Source organism: Mycobacterium sp. GA-2829, from assembly GCF_001499965.1.
Classification (GTDB): Bacteria; Actinomycetota; Actinomycetes; order Mycobacteriales; family Mycobacteriaceae; genus Mycobacterium.
On sequence record NZ_LQIT01000016.1, the window covers coordinates 85,181 to 103,776 of the forward strand.

The 18,596-nt window shown below is 67.0% G+C and carries 16 protein-coding genes; 10 read left to right on the top strand and 6 right to left on the bottom strand.

Going from position 1 to position 18,596, the window contains the following annotated elements; all coding sequences use genetic code 11:
* Positions 1 to 375: 375 nt before the first annotated feature.
* The 4 genes from AU194_RS11990 to surE all read left to right on the top strand — a co-directional run bounded on the left by AU194_RS11990 (position 376) and on the right by surE (position 5,342).
* The gene (locus AU194_RS11990) at positions 376 to 2,826 is read left to right on the top strand and encodes a hypothetical protein (RefSeq protein ID WP_157576045.1); all 2,451 of its coding nucleotides are present in this window, start codon (positions 376 to 378) and stop codon (positions 2,824 to 2,826) included.
* Between the two features lie 373 nt (positions 2,827 to 3,199).
* Positions 3,200 to 3,511: a type II CAAX prenyl endopeptidase Rce1 family protein gene (locus AU194_RS11995; protein ID WP_059089459.1), complete on the top strand. Its 312-nt coding sequence runs from the start codon at positions 3,200 to 3,202 to the stop codon at positions 3,509 to 3,511.
* Positions 3,512 to 3,556: 45 nt separating this feature from the next.
* Positions 3,557 to 4,528 (top strand): PfkB family carbohydrate kinase, encoded by a 972-nt coding sequence (locus AU194_RS12000; RefSeq protein ID WP_059089460.1) that lies wholly within the window; start codon positions 3,557 to 3,559, stop codon positions 4,526 to 4,528.
* Between the two features lie 28 nt (positions 4,529 to 4,556).
* Entirely contained in the window at positions 4,557 to 5,342 is a 786-nt protein-coding gene (gene surE, locus AU194_RS12005) for a 5'/3'-nucleotidase SurE (protein ID WP_059089461.1), read from the top strand.
* Here the strand turns inward: surE and AU194_RS12010 are convergent, their stop codons facing one another.
* A complete protein-coding gene (locus tag AU194_RS12010) occupies positions 5,343 to 6,731 on the bottom strand; it encodes an oxygenase MpaB family protein (protein ID WP_059089462.1) in 1,389 nt (462 codons plus the stop codon).
* 135 nt (positions 6,732 to 6,866) lie between these two features.
* Here AU194_RS12010 and AU194_RS12015 point away from each other — a divergent pair, with 135 nt between their 5' ends.
* Entirely contained in the window at positions 6,867 to 8,138 is a 1,272-nt protein-coding gene (locus tag AU194_RS12015; RefSeq protein WP_059089463.1) for a glutaminase, read from the top strand.
* 4 nt (positions 8,139 to 8,142) lie between these two features.
* Here AU194_RS12015 and lerI read toward each other — a convergent pair whose 3' ends face one another.
* The 4 genes from lerI to AU194_RS12035 form a co-directional block, all read right to left on the bottom strand.
* The gene (gene lerI, locus AU194_RS12020; protein ID WP_059089464.1) at positions 8,143 to 8,934 is read right to left on the bottom strand and encodes an L-erythrulose 1-phosphate isomerase; all 792 of its coding nucleotides are present in this window, start codon (positions 8,932 to 8,934) and stop codon (positions 8,143 to 8,145) included.
* Positions 8,927 to 9,385 carry a D-erythrulose 4-phosphate isomerase DerI2 gene (gene derI2 / locus AU194_RS12025; RefSeq protein WP_059089465.1) on the bottom strand — a complete coding sequence of 153 codons (459 nt, stop codon included), beginning with the start codon at positions 9,383 to 9,385 and terminating at the stop codon, positions 8,927 to 8,929. Before derI2 ends, lerI begins: the two co-directional genes overlap by 8 nt.
* A gap of 24 nt (positions 9,386 to 9,409) precedes the next feature.
* Positions 9,410 to 11,125 carry an L-erythrulose 1-kinase gene (lerK, locus tag AU194_RS12030; protein ID WP_059089466.1) on the bottom strand — a complete coding sequence of 572 codons (1,716 nt, stop codon included), beginning with the start codon at positions 11,123 to 11,125 and terminating at the stop codon, positions 9,410 to 9,412.
* Positions 11,126 to 11,212: 87 nt separating this feature from the next.
* On the bottom strand, positions 11,213 to 11,917 hold the full coding sequence (locus tag AU194_RS12035) for a GntR family transcriptional regulator (RefSeq protein ID WP_059089467.1): 705 nt from the start codon (positions 11,915 to 11,917) through the stop codon (positions 11,213 to 11,215).
* Between the two features lie 152 nt (positions 11,918 to 12,069).
* Between AU194_RS12035 and AU194_RS12040 the strand changes: the two genes are divergently transcribed.
* The 3 genes from AU194_RS12040 to AU194_RS12050 all read left to right on the top strand — a co-directional run bounded on the left by AU194_RS12040 (position 12,070) and on the right by AU194_RS12050 (position 15,439).
* Positions 12,070 to 12,990: a sugar phosphate isomerase/epimerase gene (locus tag AU194_RS12040; protein WP_059089468.1), complete on the top strand. Its 921-nt coding sequence runs from the start codon at positions 12,070 to 12,072 to the stop codon at positions 12,988 to 12,990.
* A 20-nt stretch (positions 12,991 to 13,010) separates the two neighbouring features.
* Entirely contained in the window at positions 13,011 to 13,973 is a 963-nt protein-coding gene (locus AU194_RS12045) for a 3-hydroxyacyl-CoA dehydrogenase family protein (protein ID WP_059089469.1), read from the top strand.
* A gap of 65 nt (positions 13,974 to 14,038) precedes the next feature.
* The gene (locus tag AU194_RS12050; protein ID WP_059089470.1) at positions 14,039 to 15,439 is read left to right on the top strand and encodes a GntP family permease; all 1,401 of its coding nucleotides are present in this window, start codon (positions 14,039 to 14,041) and stop codon (positions 15,437 to 15,439) included.
* Here AU194_RS12050 and AU194_RS12055 read toward each other — a convergent pair.
* Positions 15,393 to 16,016, bottom strand: a complete 624-nt coding sequence (locus AU194_RS12055) for a TetR/AcrR family transcriptional regulator (RefSeq protein ID WP_059089471.1) — start codon at positions 16,014 to 16,016, stop codon at positions 15,393 to 15,395. The two genes, AU194_RS12050 and AU194_RS12055, sit on opposite strands and share 47 nt — an antisense overlap.
* A gap of 85 nt (positions 16,017 to 16,101) precedes the next feature.
* Here AU194_RS12055 and AU194_RS12060 point away from each other — a divergent pair, with 85 nt between their 5' ends.
* Positions 16,102 to 17,310, top strand: coding sequence for an FAD-dependent monooxygenase (locus tag AU194_RS12060; protein WP_059089472.1), 1,209 nt, complete (start codon positions 16,102 to 16,104; stop codon positions 17,308 to 17,310).
* Positions 17,307 to 18,596: MFS transporter (locus AU194_RS12065; RefSeq protein ID WP_059089473.1), on the top strand; the 1,290-nt coding region annotated here is incomplete at its 3' end. The genes AU194_RS12060 and AU194_RS12065, both read left to right, overlap by 4 nt.

The window sequence follows — 18,596 nt, forward strand, 5'->3', positions numbered from 1 at the left end:
CGTTGGCTAGCAACCGCTAAGTGGACGAGTTCGTTGCTCGGCAGAGGTCAACTTGCGTCCGTGCGGTTGTTCTAGAGATAACGCCTACTGTTGGACTCGCCACAAAGTCCATTACTTCCATTCACTGATGCGAACGAGGCACCACTCCGGACACGACATCAGGTTGCTCATGCCGCGGCACGCAATGAGGATGTCTCGACCACCTCGCCGCATAGAATTACCGTCTCGAGCACCTTGCGCACCGCTCCCGAATCCCTCGACCACAGAGGCTCCGCCTGTCTGGGCGATGCGCAGAAAGTCCATGGTTAGTGGCCCCTACGTCTCGATAATCGCAACTTTGTCCAGAGGCGCTTGGCTGACGGTAGCGTCCACCTGATGAAATGGCGGATTCCAGCAACCCGGCCGCGCTGGAATGCGCTCGGCGCCAGCACACTGGCGCTCCTTACCGCAGTTCTCGGCGTGCTAAATGTCGCCTTCGATCCGAAACCGCTTACTCTAATCGTGAGTTTGGCCAGTCTGATGGCCTTGGTCGCTTTCGGGCTCCTCGTCCATAACTTGTCCGTCGTCATGCGCGAGCGCGCAGGGGAGCAGCAAGCCGCGGTTATGCGGTTGAGAGCGCGTCCCGATTTAGTCGAGTCAATTGATGTCACCATGTTGGGGGCTGCCGTTGCGCATCAGCCGCGGTTATCGAGCCGATACCTCCCGCGAACTGTCGACGCCGAACTCGATTCCGCCTTGGGGCAGTCTTTTCGAAGTAGAGACCGATGGCTGCTAACCCTCAACGGGTCCTCCCGGGTAGGTAAGACACGCACGCTGTATGAGGCCTTGGCACGCTATTCACGGCATCACGACCCAATCACTATCGTTGCGCCCCGCAATGCCTCAAGCCTCATGTCGCTGCTCGATCCCAGTAGACCATCACCCAAAATCAGCGGATCCGCAGTACTTTGGCTCGACGCAATCGAACCTTTCATCGACGGTCAGGTTGTCCTGGAAGACCTTCAGCAGTGGGTCGCGATTGCGCCTCGGAGAAGGGCCGTCGCAGCGACAATGGGGGGCCGAACCGCCGCTAATCTGCAGGAGCTCCAACGGCTATCGTCCGTCATGCAAACGGTAAGGCTTGAGCCAACGACGGCGGACGAGTTGCAGCCGTTGAAGAAACAGCTCAACGGCCACGAGTTCGCCGCCGCGACGGCACACGGTTTGGCGGCTCATCTGACAGCTGCGCCGCTGTTCATCGAGAAGTTGCGCGCGCGTACCCATCCCGGCGACGCCCAGCCATGTGACGAAGGAGGCGCCGTTATTCAGGCCGTTATGGATTGGATGCGTTGTGGGCGGGGCGACGCTATTGAGAGGGATGTCCTTCGGTTGCTTTGGGCTTACTACCTCCCGCAGCGCACGGCTCCGACGGACGAGTGCTTTGAGGCCGGTCTTGAATGGGCGCTTCGGCCCGTCATAGGAACCGCATCTCTGCTCCGCGTGGTATCCGATACACACTACGAGATTCAACAGGACGTCTGCTCACTGGCTCTATCTGGGCACGACGCCGAGCTCCCACCCCCGCGGGAAGCCGCCTGGATCGCTGCGCTAGACGCGCTGCCTGACACCGAACGAATCTCGGTGGCCAATGCGGCTATGGGATATGAGAACTGGGACACTGCTGGCCGCGCGATAGAAGGCGCCGTCGAGCCCGCGGACATGGTGGCCAAGGTCTGGCTCACTTTGGGCCAACGAAGGCTCAACGATGGTCAGCCTGAGCAAGCCCGAATCGCGTTCCAACAAGCGTTGGCCGCAGCCGCCCACGAAACGCACCAATCGATGCAGAGGATTGCCGCAGCCGCCGCCTTCGGACGAGCTACCTCGCTTCTTGTGACGGGCTCGGAACACGTCGGTGAAGCCACCCGCGACTTGCAACAGGTCTACGACGCCTACCACGGTTCTGACGACCCTTTCACGAAGACGGCCGGACTAACCGCGCTACTGCTACAAGCTCAGACGATCAGCGGCCTCGGCGCCAACCATATCGCCGCGCCGACCAGACCTCTTGTGCCAATAAACCCGAGCCCGAGAGAAGAGTCATCCGCCGCGCAGGCGGTCGATCTACTGACCAAGTTGCTGGCCGAGCTGCGGACCACATCCCGTTCTCCAGCGCTACAACGACGTGTCCACGCAACGGCGCTGTGGTATCGCGCGATCTTGGCGCAAGTGGTCAAAGCACCGCTTATTGGGAGACCGGCACTGCGATCGGCGGCGCCCGTGGCGGATTTACGTCGCATAATCGACGCCTTCTCGAGCGATTCTGACCCCGCTATCAGGACCTTGGTGCTCGAGACCACTATGTGGCTGGGTCGACTCTATTCCACGGAGGACGTGTACGCCGTCTGCGTCGGCGACGACAAGGATGCGCAAGCTGCCGCACGTGCGGTCCAGCTCGCCGCCTTGCGGGAGGTCGACCGGCGCCTCCTACTTCCGTCAACGATGTCCGAGTACCAGTTCGCGCAGACGCTAATGACCAAAACCCGGTTGCTGGGCTCCTTGGGCACAAATAAGGAAATATTGGATACAGAGATCAGCCGCATTACGCGCGATTTCGGCGACAGCGAGAATGTCCTGGTGCAGAATGCGGTGGCAGTCTGCCGTCTACTCGGCGCCGCGGCCGCCCGGAAGGCCGGGTTCGCGAACGACGCTATCAAACAGTATCGGAGTATAGCCCGAGCCTACGGTGGTAGCTCGGACGACGGACTGCGCAGTAAGGTATGCACCGCAGAAGCCGCAATTTCTGAATTGGTCGCAAGCAGTGATCATCCAACTTGTCCTCAACCATGATGCATGTTGCGGAACTACGCCAGCGCGTGTCCTGCGGACGACGCTGCCGACGCCGAAATCTCCTACTCCCTGACAACGATCTGTTTCGAGGGTGTTGGTGTTGATCGCAGGCTCTTGCCCCTAGCGCAACTGCGTCGGCAGAGTGTCGATGGGCTAGGAGATGATGCGTTGAACCTCACTTAGAACCGACCGCGTCACTGGCGAAGTCAGGCGTCACGCCGACAGTACATGGAGCGTTTATACGTCTGGGGAGACAGTCACAGCTGGGCGGTCCCGGCCGCGGTGGCCGGTTCGGCCGCCGTCGCGCTGGGGTGGGCCGAGCTCACCGCGACCGTACTTCTACGCCAACCTCGCCGAGCGCTTTCCGCCGACCGTGACCGTTCTGGCCCAGGCGACGCTGTTCACGCTGTGGGCCGCCGCGCGCAGCGCCGCCGCCACGATCGACCGGATCGTGTTGCTGTTCGCCTTCGCCTGCGCACTCGGCGTGCTGCGGACGGTTGCCGGAAATCTGTGGAGCGCCATTGGTTTTCACTGGGCGTTCCAGGTGGCCGCGCAGTTCCTCAGTCCGAGTTGGGACGCCGTCGCGCTCGCCGCCCCGGACCTCGCCCTCGGGGTGGCGATCAGCCTCATGCCCTTCGCGGCGACGCTGCCGGTCGCGGCGCTGATCGCCCGTCGTCGCGCTTGACATTCCCAGGGATGGGCGCCCGTCCCGGTGGGTATCCCGTGCCCCATGGCAGACAAGAAACCCCGCGACGACAACTCCGACGACTGCGCCCCGGTCGTCATCTTCGCACCATTGCCGGTGCTGACCGTGACGATCGAGGACCGTTCCGGGGCGGCCGACATCCACGTCCACGCCGGCGGCCAGGGCGTGTGGCAGTCACGGATGATGAGTTCACTCGGCGTGCCGGTCGTCCTGTGTGCGGCGCTCGGCGGGGAGACCGGCGATGTCCTCGGGAATCTGTTGCCCGTCAATGACGTCACCGTCCGGGCCGTCCCGGTCAGCGCCCGCAACGGCTCGTACGTCCACGACCGCCGCACGGGCAAGCGGGAGATCATCGCCGAGGCCGACGGCACCCCGCTGGACCGCCACGAGCTCGACTCCCTCTACGAGATGACCCTCACCGAGGGGCTGACCCACGGCCGGGTGCTGCTGTCCGGACCGCAGGAGGACAACGTCGTGCCCGCGGACCTCTACCGTCGGCTGTCCACCGACCTGGGCGCCAACGGCTGCCAGGTCGCCGCCGACCTCTCCGGTGATCGGCTCGAGGCGGTCCTCGCAGGCAAGCCGGCCCTGATCAAGGTCAGCCACGAAGAGCTGCTCGACGACGGCCGCGCGAAGTCCGAGGACGCGAAGGACCTCGTCGCGGCCATGCACTCGATGCGCGACGAGGGTGCGGGCACGATCGTGGTCTCGCGGTCCGGATCGGCGCCGGCGCTCGCCCTGCTCGACGACGATGACGACGAGGACGTCCTCGAGATCGCCATGCCGTCGCTCGAACCGGCCGATTCGGCGGGCGCCGGCGATTCGATGACCGCAGGCATCTTCTCCGCACTGGCGCTCGGGCGCCCGCTGCGCCGCGCGTTGCAGGTCGGTGCGGCCTGCGGGGCGCTCAACGTGGTGCGCCACGGGCTGGGCACCGGTGGCGCACGGGCGGTCGAGACACTCGCCGAACGGGTGGAGCTGCGCCCATGGAAATGACGCTCATCGAGACGGAGGAGGTCGGCGCGTGCCCCGCGCACTGGTGACCAACGACGACGGGATCGACTCCCCCGGTCTGCACGCCCTGGCGTCCGCGGCGCAGCGAGCCGGGTTGGAGGTGATCGTGGCGGCACCCGTCGAGCAGGCCAGCGGGGCGAGTGCCGCGCTGAGCGCCGTCCGGCGCGACGGCCGAACGGTCGTCGAACAGCGCGAGATCCCCGGCCTCGACGTCGAGGCATGGGCGGTGCACGCGCAGCCGGGACACATCGTCGCCGCCGCGCTCAACGGCTGGTTCGACCCCCGTCCGGACCTCGTGCTGTCGGGAATCAACCACGGCGCCAACGTCGGTCGGGCCATCCTGCACTCCGGCACCGTCGGCGCCGCGCTCACCGCGAAGATCAGCGACACCCGCGCGCTCGCGGTGTCACTGGACGTCGCCCTGCATCCCACCGGTGAGCGGCACTGGACAACGGCGGCCGGACTGGTGGCCCCGGTGTTGGAGTTGCTGTTCGACGCACCGGAGGGCACCGTGCTGTCCCTCAACGTCCCGGACCGGCCCGCGGGAGAGGTGGGTCCGCTTCGTCATGCGCGGTTGGCTCCCGGCGGCGCGGTGCAGACTCGGGTCGAGGAGGTTCGCGACGGCGGTGTGCGGTTGACCGAGGTCGAGGTGCCCGACAAGCCCGCCGAGGACACCGACAGCGCGTTGCTCGACGCCGGGCATCCGACGCTGACGGAGCTGCGGTCGGTCGAGGCGGATGAGGGCGAGCTGGTGCGAAAATGGTTGGCGGGGAACCGAAACGGGAACTCGGGCTAGCTAGCCGGTGAAACCCTCACCTGATGTCGAACGGTCGTGGTGGGTGTAGGTCAACGGGATGTGCCGCCCGCCGGCGATCTTGTTCAACATCGCTATCCTCTCGCGCGCGGCCGAGCCGTTCCTCTTCCTGCGCTCACGGATGGGGTTCGACCACGGCAGCTTGTCGGCGATGATCGCGATGCGGACGTTGAGCCGGGTGAGGTTCTCGAAGATCCGTACTCGACGTTCGAAGTCGTAGCCCAGCGGCTCGAACAAGGTGCCTGCGATCATCGCGTCGATCTGCCTGTGCCCGAACACGACTCCGGCCGGGGCCATGGCGATGGTCGCGGTGATCTGGTTGGCGTAGCGGGCGGCGAGGCCGCTGAGCCAGCGGGGCAGCGTCTCGGTCAACGTCGCCAGGTGTGTCGGGCCTGCGACGGCATCGACGAGCGCCGCACGCCACGGCGACGGGTTGCCGCCCCTGGCCAGCACGTAGTTCAACGATTTGATCAGCTCCAACCCGTTCGCGGAGTGGAGCCGCTCGGGAGCGCCCCACAACCGTCCGGAATACGACGAGTACTCGGCGAGATCCTCGAGCTGTTGCGGGGTCAGCGTGCGCCCGAAGGCATGGTCGACGAGGCGTCCGAGCAGCATCCCGCTGCCGAAACCCAGGAGCGACGTCACCGGGATGGGTTCGCCGAACTTGAGATAGACCTCGTCACCCCACTTCCGCCGTAGCCCGCGACTGGCCAGCGCGTGCATCAGTCGCACCCGGACGACATCCTGGAACGCCTCCGAGCGGCGGTCGAAGATCTCAGGCAGCGTGAATTCCGCGAAGACACGCGCGGTTTCGATGAAGCGGCGCGGACCGTCGTCCGCGAAGCGACCGGTGGCGCCTGTCGCCGCGGAGATGTCGCCCGTCATCGCGGTCTCGTACAACGCCCACCCGCGGATGATCGTCGTGGCCGCCATCGTGCTCGAGACCGCCAGCATCCGGCCGCGTTCGGCGGCGACGAGGTCGAACTGACCGAGCAACTGGTCCAGGTGCTCGAAGAGTTCGACGAACTCGCGCGGGGGATCCTCGAGTGTCTCGATGCCTTGTGTCAGGGCCTGCTCGAACAGCGCCCGCCCCTGCTCGTGGCCGAGGCGTTCGAACACGTCGACCGCACCGATCATGTGTTCGTCGGCCTGCCAGAAATAGTCGTCGCGCAGGCGCGTGAGCGTGTTGGGCCGGACCTCCTCGTCGATGTCGATCCAGTCGCCGAACATGAACTCCCGCATGTGACGCCACTGTGCGGCGAACTGGTCGCGGCCCGGCGGGATCGGCCGCAACGGCCGGTCGGGATCGTTGCGCCGATTGAAATCGACATCCTCGACGAGGATGTCCGGGTGCTCACCGGTCACTGTCATGGAGCCGTCCTAACTCAGGAATAGAGGACACTGATTAAGAGGATAGCGCACGCGGGCCTGGGGGAACCGCGGTCGCATGGCGGACTCGTGCGAAAGTGGTTGTCAACGCCGAACGGGCCCCGAGGTAGGAGGAATATGCGGTCACCGATTCCCGACTACCTGACCGAGGTGCTCGACGACATCGCCCCGGACACCTCCGGTGCGCTCGCGGACTACATTCCCGAACTGGCGGCCGCTGACCCCGATCGACTCGGCGCGGCCTTCGCCATGGTGGACGGTGCGGTCTACAGCGCCGGGGACGCCGACACCGAGTTCACGATCCAGTCGATCTCCAAACCGTTCACCTACGCACTGGCCCTCGCCGACCGCGGCTTCGACGCGGTTCTCGCCAAGGTCGGTGTCGAACCGTCCGGGGAGGCGTTCAACGAGCTCTCGCTCGAGGGCGGTTCCGGACGCCCCCTCAATCCCATGATCAATGCGGGCGCCATCACCGCGCACGCACTCGCCGGGCCCGAAGGACTCGACGCGGCAGAGCGGTTGGAGCGGGTGGTCGACGGCCTGTCGGCGTTCGCGGGTCGGCGGTTGGCGGCCGACGAATCGGCGTGCTCGTCGGAGATGGATCACGCGCACCGCAACCTGTCCATCGCGCACATGCTCCGCAGTTACGACATCCTCACCGAGGATCCCGGGACGGTCGTCGCCGGGTACACCCGCCAGTGCTCGCTGCTGGTGACGACCCGGGACCTGGCCATCATGGCCGCCACGTTGGCCAACCGCGGGGTCAACCCGCTCTCGGGCGAACGGGTGGTCTCGGGCGCCGTGGTCCGCCAGGTGCTCAGCGTGATGTCCACCTGCGGGATGTACGACGCCGCCGGGGACTGGGCCACGCAGGTCGGCATACCCGCGAAGAGCGGTGTGGCCGGCGGCGTGATCGGAGCCCTGCCCGGTCAGATCGGAATCGCCACGTTCTCACCGCGATTGGACGCCCAGGGCAACAGCGTTCGCGGAGTCTCTCTGTTCGAACGGTTCTCGTCCGACATGGGCCTGCATCTGATGGAGGTCCCCCCTGCCGCACGCGCAGTGGTCCGGTCCAACAAGGTCGTCGGCACCGGCCCTGACGCGATCCGGGTCTTCCGGCTCCAGGGCGGAATCCGCTTCGCCGGTGCCGAGAAGGTGGTCCGGGAAGCGGTGGAGACCGCCCCGCTCGAGTCCCGGGTGGCGCTCGACGTCACGATGGTCTACTCGATCGACGACGTGGCCCGCCGCACGCTGCTGGAGGTGGTCCGCCGGCTGACGCTCGACGGCCACGACGTCTACCTGATCGATCCGGAGGTGGTCATCCCGGACCCCGATCCCGGTGACGGCGGCCGGTTGACCGTCGTCAGCGGCATCGACCAGATCCGCTAGCCGGTCAGGCGGCCGCCTTGGGATGGCGTGCGGCCATCGCGAGGAGTCGCAGATACCCGGGCAGCTGCCAGGCCGCCCGGCCGACGAACAACCCTGTGACGTGGTCGATGCCGAGCAGCTCCTCGGCGTTGTCGAGATTCACGGAGCCGCCGTAGAGCAAACCCCTTGTGCGACCGCCATATTCACGATGCAAATCCGCGAACGGCGCGCGCAGCTCCTCGACGGTCGCGGGGCGCCCGTGCTCGCCGATCGCCCAGATGGGCTCGTAAGCGATGAGAACGCGGCCGAGTTGCCCGTCGGTGAGACCGTCCAACGCGCCGGCCGCCTGGTCCAGGATGAATCGGGAGGACTCGCCTGCGCTCTTGGTGTCGGCGCTCTCCCCGATGCACAGCAGGGGAGTGAGTCCGTGCGCCAGAGCCGCAGCGACCTTGAGGCGGGTGGTCTCCACGGTTTCCCCGAAATGCTCGCGACGTTCGGAGTGGCCGATCTCGACGAGTTGGGCACCGGCGTCCTTCGCCTGCGCGACCGACACCTCCCCCGTCCAGGCGCCTTCATCGTCCCAGTGCGCGTTCTGCACACCGAGCAGCACCGGCGAATCGGCGCCGAGTTCCTCGCGCACGGTGGTGAGTGCGGTGAAGGACGGGATGACGAAGGGCTGCACGCCCGGCAGTGCGGTAGCGGTCACATGATCGGCGAGTCCCCGGGCGTATCCGCGGGATTCGGCGAGGCCCTTGTTCATCTTCCAGCTGGTGCCGATCCACAACCGGGCCGCGTCCGGCGCCTGCGGGTCAGTCACCCTCGTACGCGCAGATGTCGTCGACCTTGGCCGCGGAGGAGGACTGGGGGTCGAATTCCAGTCCGAGCCATTCCTTCACCAGGACCCGCGCCAATTCCAGTCCCACGACACGTTCGCCCATGCACAGCACCTGCGCGTTGTTCGACAGCACGGACCGCTGCACGGAGTACAGATCGTGGGCGGTGACCGCCCGGATGCCCTTGACCTTGTTCGCGGCGATCGCGACGCCGAGGCCGGTACCGCAGATCAGCAGGGCACGGTCGGCCTCACCCTTGGCGATCTTCTCGGCCGCGGCGATCGCGACGTTCGGGTAAGAGGTGGTGTCGTCGACGTCGGCGACACCGACGTCCTCGATGGAGGCCACCCGATCGTCGGACTCGAGGTCCTTACGCAACGCCGCCTTGTAGTTGAATCCCGCGTTGTCGCCGCCGATCACTATCCGCAACGCCATTGTTCTCTCCTTCTCGATTTACGATCACCTGGTCAGGTGCTCGCCCAGTGCTTTCATCAGAAGCGCGAACGACAGCGCTCCGGGGTCGGGGGTGCCGACACTCTTCTCGCCGAGTACCCGCGCGCGTCCCAACCGCGCGGTGAAATCCGCTGTTTTTTCGGCCGCTTCGCTCGCCACCCGTGCCGCGGTGATGATCGCGGGGCCCGCCTGCGTGTCGAACGCCTCGACCAGCGCATCGCGGAACGGTACGGCGGCGTCCACCATCGTCTTGTCCCCCGGCTTGGCGCCACCGAGCCGCAGGATGGCGTCGATGCCGGCGTACACCGCGTCGACGACCGTTCGGTCATTGGAGCCGTCGGCGTCGGAGAAGACGCCACCGGCGCTGGTCAACGCCGCACCCCACAGCGCGCCTGAGGTTCCGCCCGCCGCGTCGGCCCACGCCTGACCGGCCAGCAGCAGCGTGGTCCGGGCGCCGGCCCCCTGTCCGGCTGCCGCACGCGCGGCCTGCGCTGCGCCGCGCGAACCGAACGCCATGCCCTGGCCGTGGTCGCCGTCGCCGGCGACGGCGTCGATGCGGCCCAGCTCGGCCTCGTTCTCGGCGCACACCTTTTGGAAAGTCTCAAGCGCGGCAACGACATTGCGCGCACAGGCCTGGGAGTCCTCGCTGGCCTGCGGGATGTCGGTCGCCGCCGCGTCCCACGTCTTGGTGCGCGCGGGGCGTTCCACCGCGGGCATCGCGCCGCGACGATAGGCCGGGGTCTCCACCGGCGCCGTCCACAGCCGTTCGAGTTCCTCGTCCAGGTAGACCAGGGTCAACGACACACCGGCCATGTCGAGGCTGGTGACGAATTCGCCGACCTCCGGGCGCACAGCGGTGAAGCCCTGCTGCTCGAGCCTTTCGGCGATCCGGCCGTACACGACGAACAACTCTTCGTACTTCACCGTGCCGAGCCCGTTCAGGATCACCGCGACCCGGCCGTCGTAGCCGTTCTCACCGCGGGCCGGCTCCTCCGCGGTGACCCCGTCGAACAGCAGGTCGGCGACCTCGGCCGCGGTCCCGAGTCGGTTGTCCCGCACCCCGGGTTCGCCGTGGATGCCGAGCCCGACGCCCATCCAGCCCTTCTCCACGTGGAACAGCGGTTCGGTGGCACCGGGCAGCGTGCATCCCTCGAAAGCCAGGCCGAACGAGCGGGTCGCGTCGTTGGCCTTCCATGCCACCCGCTCGGCCTCGTCGAGGTCGGCGCCGGCTTCGATTGCGGCACCGGCGATCTTGAACACCGGCAGGTCGCCCGCGACGCCGCGGCGGTCGCGATGGTTCTCCGGGCTGTTGGAGGCGATGTCGTCGCTGACGGTCACGATGCGTACGTCGATGCCCTCGTGACGCAACTTCTCCGCGGCGAGACCGAAGTGCAGGACGTCGCCGGCGTAGTTACCGAACCCGAGGATGACGCCACCGCCGTTCTCGGCATTGCGCACCACGGAGTAGACCTCGGAGGCCGACGGCGAGGCGAAGACGTTTCCGCACGGGGCGCCGTGGCCCATGCCGGGGCCCACCCACCCGGCGAAGGCCGGGTAGTGGCCGGACCCTCCCCCGATCACCAGGGCCGGCTGGCCCTGGGGTGTCTCGGTCGACCGGACGACACCGCCGGGTACCTCGATGAGGAGATCGGGATTCGCGGCGACGAGGCCACGAACCGCCTCGTCGGCGAACTTGTCCGGAGAGTTGAGGAGGTACGTCATTGTTCCGTCCTTCGGGATCGGCCGGTGCGACCGCAGTGCACGTTGGCGACGCGGTGCGTATCGCCCGATCCTATAGGATTTTGTCCGTCACGTCAGCGGCGCCGCCGCCCGTACGGCCTGGGCGTGCTCGCTCAGCGCGCGCTCCTTCACGCTCACGATGTGCGAGTGCATGATCCGGTACACCTCGGGTCCGTAACCGCGGCGCAGCGCCGCCAGCAGCTCCCGATGCTCGGCGATCGCATGTGCGGAGTCCCGGACACCGATCCCGATGAACAGTCGAAAGCGTTGCCCGTGGCCGCCCAGTGCGTCATAGGCGCGGAGCAGCGCGGCGTTGTCCGCATGTTCGGCGATGAGCCGATGGAACCGTTCATCCGCGCGGTGGTACTCGCGGATCGCCGCCGCATCGGAGGTGTGCGGTGCCCGCTCCTGTTCGTCGATCGCCTTCTCCAGAGCGTCGAGCCAGCCGTCATCGACACGCGCACAAGCCAATTCCGCGAGCCGCGGCTCGATGAGCAGGCGCGCGTCCATGATGTCGGCGATCTCCTTGGCGTCCGGCATCTCGGGCACGCGGTAGCCGCGCATGGCCACCCGGACGACGGTCCCGGTGGATTCGAGCCGAGCCAACGCCTCGCGCACCGGCGTCGGCGAGACGCCGAGGTGGCGCGCGGTTCCGTCGATGCTGACGGCATCGCCCGATTTCAGCGTGCCATCGAGAAGCAGCTCCATCAGGCGCTCGTAGACCTGATCGACGAGCGTGCTGCGTATCGGTTTGCGGTCCTCGTCGGCTTCCACTACAGACCTTTCCGCATCCGGGCCGTGCCACGGCCCGGAGAACGCCGCACTGAATCAGTGAGCGGATCCTACCGGCATTGACAACATCGCGCCGCCCTATATCCTATAGGAATTAGTCAGCCTTTGTGACTCAGACCACTTGGAGGTCCCGCTTGTACTCCGCTCACAACTGGCCGATCGCGGCGAACATGCTCGGTTTCGGCAACCGCGCCCCCGACGGCGGCCACATCAAGGACGCCCCGGCCGACGTGTGGGCCAAGCAGCTGCGTCAGGTCCGCGAGCTGGGGTTCGACCACATCGATCCCACCGACGCCTGGGTGCCGCTCGCCGCGCTGTCGGACAGCCGGGTCGAGGAGTTCCGCACCGTCCTGAGCGACGAGGGGCTGGCGATCTCGTCGATCTCGATGACGCGCAGCTCGGTCGTCGACGTGGAGAACGGTGAGCGCAACCTGGCCGACGCGCATCGCCTCATCGACCTGGCGCCGTCGTTCGGCGCCACCATCGTCAACACCGGCTTCATGCAGGCGATCACGCCCGAACAGGCCGAACAGATCTGGTTCTGGTTGACCGTGGGCCACGTCGACGACCCGGCGCTGCGCGATCTGGCGATCGAGCGTGTCCGCGAACTCGGCGACCACGCCCGCGCGAACGGCATCCAGCTCAGCCTCGAGATGTACGAGGACACCTACATCGGGACACCCGATGAGGCCGTCGGGTTCATCCGCGACGTCGACCACGACGCCGTCGGGCTCAACCCGGACCTCGGCAACCTGATCCGCCTGCACCGCCCGATGCCGCACTTCAGCGAGATGTACGCCAAAGTGCTGCCGTACTCGAACTTCTGGCACATCAAGAACTACTCGCGCGACTACGACCCGGCGACCGGGGCGTACAGCTCCGCACCGCTCCCGCTGAAGTACGGATACATCAACTACCGCCAGATGATCCGTCTCGCACTCGAACTCGGCTACACCGGCCCGTTCTGCTGCGAGCACTACGGCTCCGATTCCCTTGGCGTGTGCGCCGAGAACCGCGAGTACATCCAGCAAGTTCTCACCTCCGCACTCGCCTGACCCGACCTGAAGGACACCTCATGCGCAAGATCAACACCGCCACAGTCGTCGGCGCAGGTTACATGGGCGGCGGTATCGCCCAGGTACTGGCACTCAACGGATTCCAGGTCAAGATCGCCGACGTCAGCGCCGACGCCACCCGCGACGCCCTCAAGCGCCTGGAGAAGGAAGCCAGGGAGTTCGAGGAGCAGGGCCTGTTCCCCGAGGGCAGTGCGGACACCATCATGAGCAACCTCACCGCCGGTGAGAGCATCGACGACGCCGTCGCCGACGTCGACTTCGTGATGGAAGCCGTCTTCGAAGACCCCGACGTGAAAAAGGAAGTGCTGGCGCGGATCTGCGCGAGCGCCCGGCCGGACACGATCATCGGCACCAACACCTCCACCATCCCGGTCAAGGTGCTCGTCGAAGCGGTCACCAACCCCGAGCGTTTCCTCACCGTGCACTTCTCCAACCCGGCGCCGTTCATCCCCGGGGTGGAACTCGTCGCGGGCGAGGCCACCACGCAAGAGGTCATCGACGCCATCAAGGATCTGCTCGTCCGTGCCGGTTGTGAGGGCGCGCAGGTCGCCGACACCCCCGGGATGGCCCTCAACCGCCTGCAGTACGCACTGCTGAAAGAGGCGACGCTGATCGTCGAAGAGGGCGTGGCCACGAAGGAGGACGTCGACACGATCGTCCGGACGACCTTCGGCTTCCGGCTCGGGTTCTTCGGACCGTTCGCCATCGCCGATCAGGCCGGACTCGACGTGTACGTCAAGGGTTTCCGCACCCTGGAGAACGAGTTCGGGGAGCGCATGGCCACCCCGAAGCTCCTCACGGACAACGTCGACGCCGGCCGCCACGGCACCAAGAACGGCAAGGGCTGGACCGGCGATTTCGACGATGCCACCAAGGCCGCGGTCATCGCCTACCGCAACAAGGCGTACTCGCGCATGGGCGATCTGCTGCGCGAACTCGGACCGGCGCCGAAGGGCTCCTGACGACCACCCGACGACGGCTCGCCTGACGACGGCCGCCTCCCGCTCACCACTCCTGAAGGGTCTCCATGGACGAGATAACTCTTGCGGAGCGGCCTGCCGCCCTGCTGATCGTCATCGCGCTCGCCGCGATCGCCGTACTGCTCTTCCTGATCATCAAGGTCAGGCTGCATGCGTTCTTCTCGCTGATCGTGGTGAGCGTGATCACCGGTCTCGCCGCCGGAATCAGCATGGGCGACGTCATCAACGTCGTCATCGCCGGATTCAGTAACACCGTCGGCACGGTGGCGCTACTCGTCGGCTTCGGCGCCGTCCTCGGCCGAATAGTCGAGATGACCGGCGGCGCACAGGTTCTCGCTGACAAGATGTTGCACCGGTTCGGTGAGAAGAAGGCGCCGCTCGCGCTCGCCGTGGCGTCGTTGTTCTACGCGTTCCCGATCTTCCTCGACGCCGGCTTCATCGTCATGCTGCCGATCATCTACACGGTGGCCCGGCGCCTCGGCGGATCGTTCATGTTGTACGTGCTGCCGTCCATCGGTGCGTTCCTGATGATGCACGCGCTGACCCCGCCCCACCCAGGCCCGACGGCGGCGGCGACCGTGATGGGCGCCGACGTCGGCATGGTGGTGATCATCGCGCTGCTCGTCGGCCTGCCGACCTGGTACCTCGCCGGCTACCGGCTCAGCCTGATCATCGCCAAGCGCTACCCGAACATGCCGGTCCCCAACCTGCTCGGCGAACCGAAGGACTACCCGGAAGACGAACGGCCCGGGTTCTGGACCGTGATGTTCGTCCTGCTGCTGCCGCTCGCTCTGATCTTCTTCAACACCATCTTCTCGACCCTCGAGGCCGACGGCGCCGTGACGGAAGACAATGTCTTTTACCAGCTTTCGCGCCTGATCGGCACCACCTCGATCGCGCTGTTGATCAGCGTCCTGCTGGCCATGGTGCTGCTCTACATCCGGCCGCGCCGCGGCCGCGGGGAGCCGGTCGGCGGGGTGTTGGAGAACCTCGTCGACGACGCGCTGGCGCCGGTCTGTTCGATCATCCTGATCACCGGTGCGGGCGGTGCGTTCGGCCGGGTCCTCACCGAGACCGGGATCGGCAAGACCCTGGCCGACGGCCTCGACGCCCTCGGACTTCCGGTCATCCTCGCGGGCTTCCTGATCGCGATCGCCTTCCGTGTCGCGCAGGGCTCGGCGACGGTCGCGGCCACCACGGCGGGTTCGATCATGGCCCCGGCCGTGATGGAGATGAGCCTCGGCGGTGTCGCGCTGGCGGCGGTCGTCGTCGCGATCGCCGCGGGCTCGATCACCTTCTCGCACGTCAACGATTCGGGCTTCTGGCTGATCGGACGCTTCTGTGGCTTCGACACCGTGACCACATTGAAGACGTGGACGGTGATCGCGACCGCGATCGGCTTCATGTCGTTCGCGCTGGCGTCGGTGGTCTACCTGCTCGCCAGCTGACCAGAGGTAGGAACACGTCGTCGACGATCTCCTCGATCGTCTCCGGCGGTACGGCGGCCATGGTCATGAACAGCTCGTGCCGTAGCAGGTCGGCCGGTAGTTCCACGATGCGCGCCGACGGTGTGACCGAGAGTTCGCCGCGACGGACCGCCCGCTCGACGATCGTGTGCATCGCGCCCGGCCCGTCGCTCATGAACAGCGCGCGGAGCTGCTGTGGGGACTTGCCCGCCTCGTCGAAGTAGGCGCCGAACAGCGCGGCGAAGCCGCCGATGATCCCGGACCGCCGATCGTTGAAGTCGGTCAGCACCGCCAGCACGTCACCGCGCAGAGACCCGGTGTCCGGGATCTGAACCGCGTCGACCGCACCCCGGTGGCGGATGACCGCCTCGAGCAGATCGGTGCGCGTCGGCCAGCGCCGGTAGAGCACCGAGCGGGCCGTCTCAGACCTTGCTGCGACCGCATCGATGGTGAAGCCGGCGTACCCGGCCTCGATGAGCTGATCCCACCCCGCCTCCAGGATCGCCGACTCCAGGGCGGCGCCGCGACGGCGCTGACCGGTAGGGCGCTTAGGCGACACTTGCGTAGCTTATCTCACAGCATTACCGTCCGAGTAAGCAACAGTCGTGTATCTAATCGTCCGCCGCTGAGTTCGGAGGCTACCCATGACAACCCGCAGCGCCCTCATCTCCGGAGCGAGCATCGCCGGACCCGTGCTCGCCTACTGGCTCTCCGACGCAGGCTGGGATGTCACGGTCGTGGAACGGGCCGACCGACTCCGGACGAGCGGCTATCCCGTCGACGTCCGCGGCACGGCGGTCGACGTCATCCGCCGCATGGGCCTCTACGACCGGGTCGCCGCTCAGCGCTACCGCCACGTCCCCGTACGGTTGCTGTCCCCTGCCGGGCACCGGCTCTGCACACTCGACTACGGCAACCTGCTCGCCTCCTCGGACACCGCCGACGTCGAACTCCCCCGCGGCGCGCTCACGTCGATCCTGCACGGTGCCACCGCGGATCGCGTCGAGTACGTCTTCGGGGACACGATCACCGACCTGTCCTCCGATGACGACGGTGTGGACGTCACCTTCGCCCGCCGTCGCGCGGAGAGGTTCGACGTGGTGATCGGCGCCGACGGCATCCACTCCACCGCCCGCGAACTCGTCTTCGGCGACGAGGTTCGCTACCTGCACCACCTGGGGCCGTACGCAGCGGTGTGGGATCTCCCGACCGACATGTTCGACCCGGGTGCCGGGTTCTTCTACTCCCACCCCGGGCGCACCGTTCTGGTCGAGCGGCCGTCCGACGGGGGTGCCGCCCGGGCCTTCCTGACGTTCATCCACCCGGAACCGGGGACCGTGGATCCACGCGACCGCGCCGAGATCGTCGCGGCGCTGCATGATGCGTTCGCCGACGACCGTTGGCGCACAGCCGAAATCATCGACACGGCGACCGCCGTCGACGACGTCTACTTCGACACCGTCAGCCAGGTCCGCATGGACCGTTGGCATTGCGGTCGCGTGGCACTCGTTGGGGATGCCGCGTACGCGCCGTCGTTCCTGTCCGGCCAGGGTACGAGCATCGCGGTCAGCGGAGCCTATGTCCTGGCCAGTGAACTCGCCGCGCACGATCGGCCGCAGCAGGCGTTCGCGGCCTACCAGCAGCGGATGCGTGCCCACGTGGAGCGAAATCAGGCCCTGGCGCTGCGCACCGACGGCACCGTACTGGTCCGCACCCGGGCGCAGCTACTCCTGCGGAACATCAAACTCTGTGCGGTGCCGCTGCTGCAGCGCCTCGGCCTCGTCGGTCTGCTGCAGCGCGGACTACGGGGCGCCACAACGGATCTCACGCTCTGTGAGGCCGTCACCCGGTGAACGGGCGACTCGCTCTGTGGGTGGCCGTGCTCACGCTCGCCAATGTCCTGGCCGACGTCGTCATCGGCTCCCCGACCATGGTGCTGCCCCAGTTGCTGGACCACTTCGGCACCGACCAGGCCGCCTGGTTGACCGGCAGCGCGATGCTCGCCGGCGCCATCTGGTCGCCGCTGCTCGCCAAGAGCGCCGACGTCCACGGCAAGCGCCGGGTCCTCGTCGGCACGCTGCTACTGGCGTGCGCGGGTTCGGTGCTGTGCCTCGTTGCTCCGACATTGTGGATCTTCCTGCTGGGCCGGTTCTTTCAAGGCGCCGCGTTCGCCGCGGTCTTCCTGACGGTGGCCCTTGTGCTGCAGATCTGTGCGCGGCGGGTCGCGATGGGCGTGGTCGGGCTCGTGACGTCCAGCTCGTCGGTCGTCGGCATCGTCGAGCCGTTCCTCATGAAACCGATGATCGAGCAGTTCGGTCATCGAGGTGTGTTCGGGGTGGCGGCGCTGCTCGCCGCGGTCGCCGTGGTGGGTGTCCGCGCCGTCGTCCCGGAGTCGCCGGTCCGCACGGCCACTCGGATCGACGTGGGCGGCGCACTGCTGCTCGGGGCGGGAATGGCCGGGGTGCTCGGCTATTTCAGCCTCGGCAGCGAGGTGGGGTGGTTGGCAATGGGGACGACGGCGCTGTTGGCCGGATCTGTTCTTGCGTTGTGCGGGTGGGTGTTTCGGACACTGCGGGTCGACTCGCCGGTCATCGACATTCGGGCGCTGACCCGCCCGGTGCTGTTGACACTGTTGACGCTGGTTCTGGCGGCGGGGGCGTTCCGGAGCATGCTGCAGTTGGTCGGCCTGGTCGCCTACGTGCCCGTTGAGCTCGGTGTCGGCTACGGATTGGGCAGCGGGGAGGCGGTCGCTGTGCTGTTCGCCGCGGCCAATCTCGGTATCGCACTGGGCGGAATCGGTGCGGGCTGGCTGGGCGGCAGGATCGGTCCGGCCACGACTCTTCTCGGGGGGATCGCGGTGGGCACCGTCGCGGCGTTCGCGATGGTGCTCGGCGTGTCGGTGCTACCGCTGGCGATCGCGTGTAGTGGCATGCTCGGCGTGGCGGCCGGTGCGATCGGCGCATCCGGGTACAACCTGGCGACGGGCCTCGAAGTGCCCGAAAGGCAGGGTGTGACAGCGGGTTTGGTGTCAGTCGTCACGGCGCTGGGCTCCGTCGTCGTCACGGTCGTCGGTGCGGAGGTGTTGAAGGCGTCGTGGATTCCCGACGTGGTCGCCGACGGCGCTCCCGTCAGCACGGCG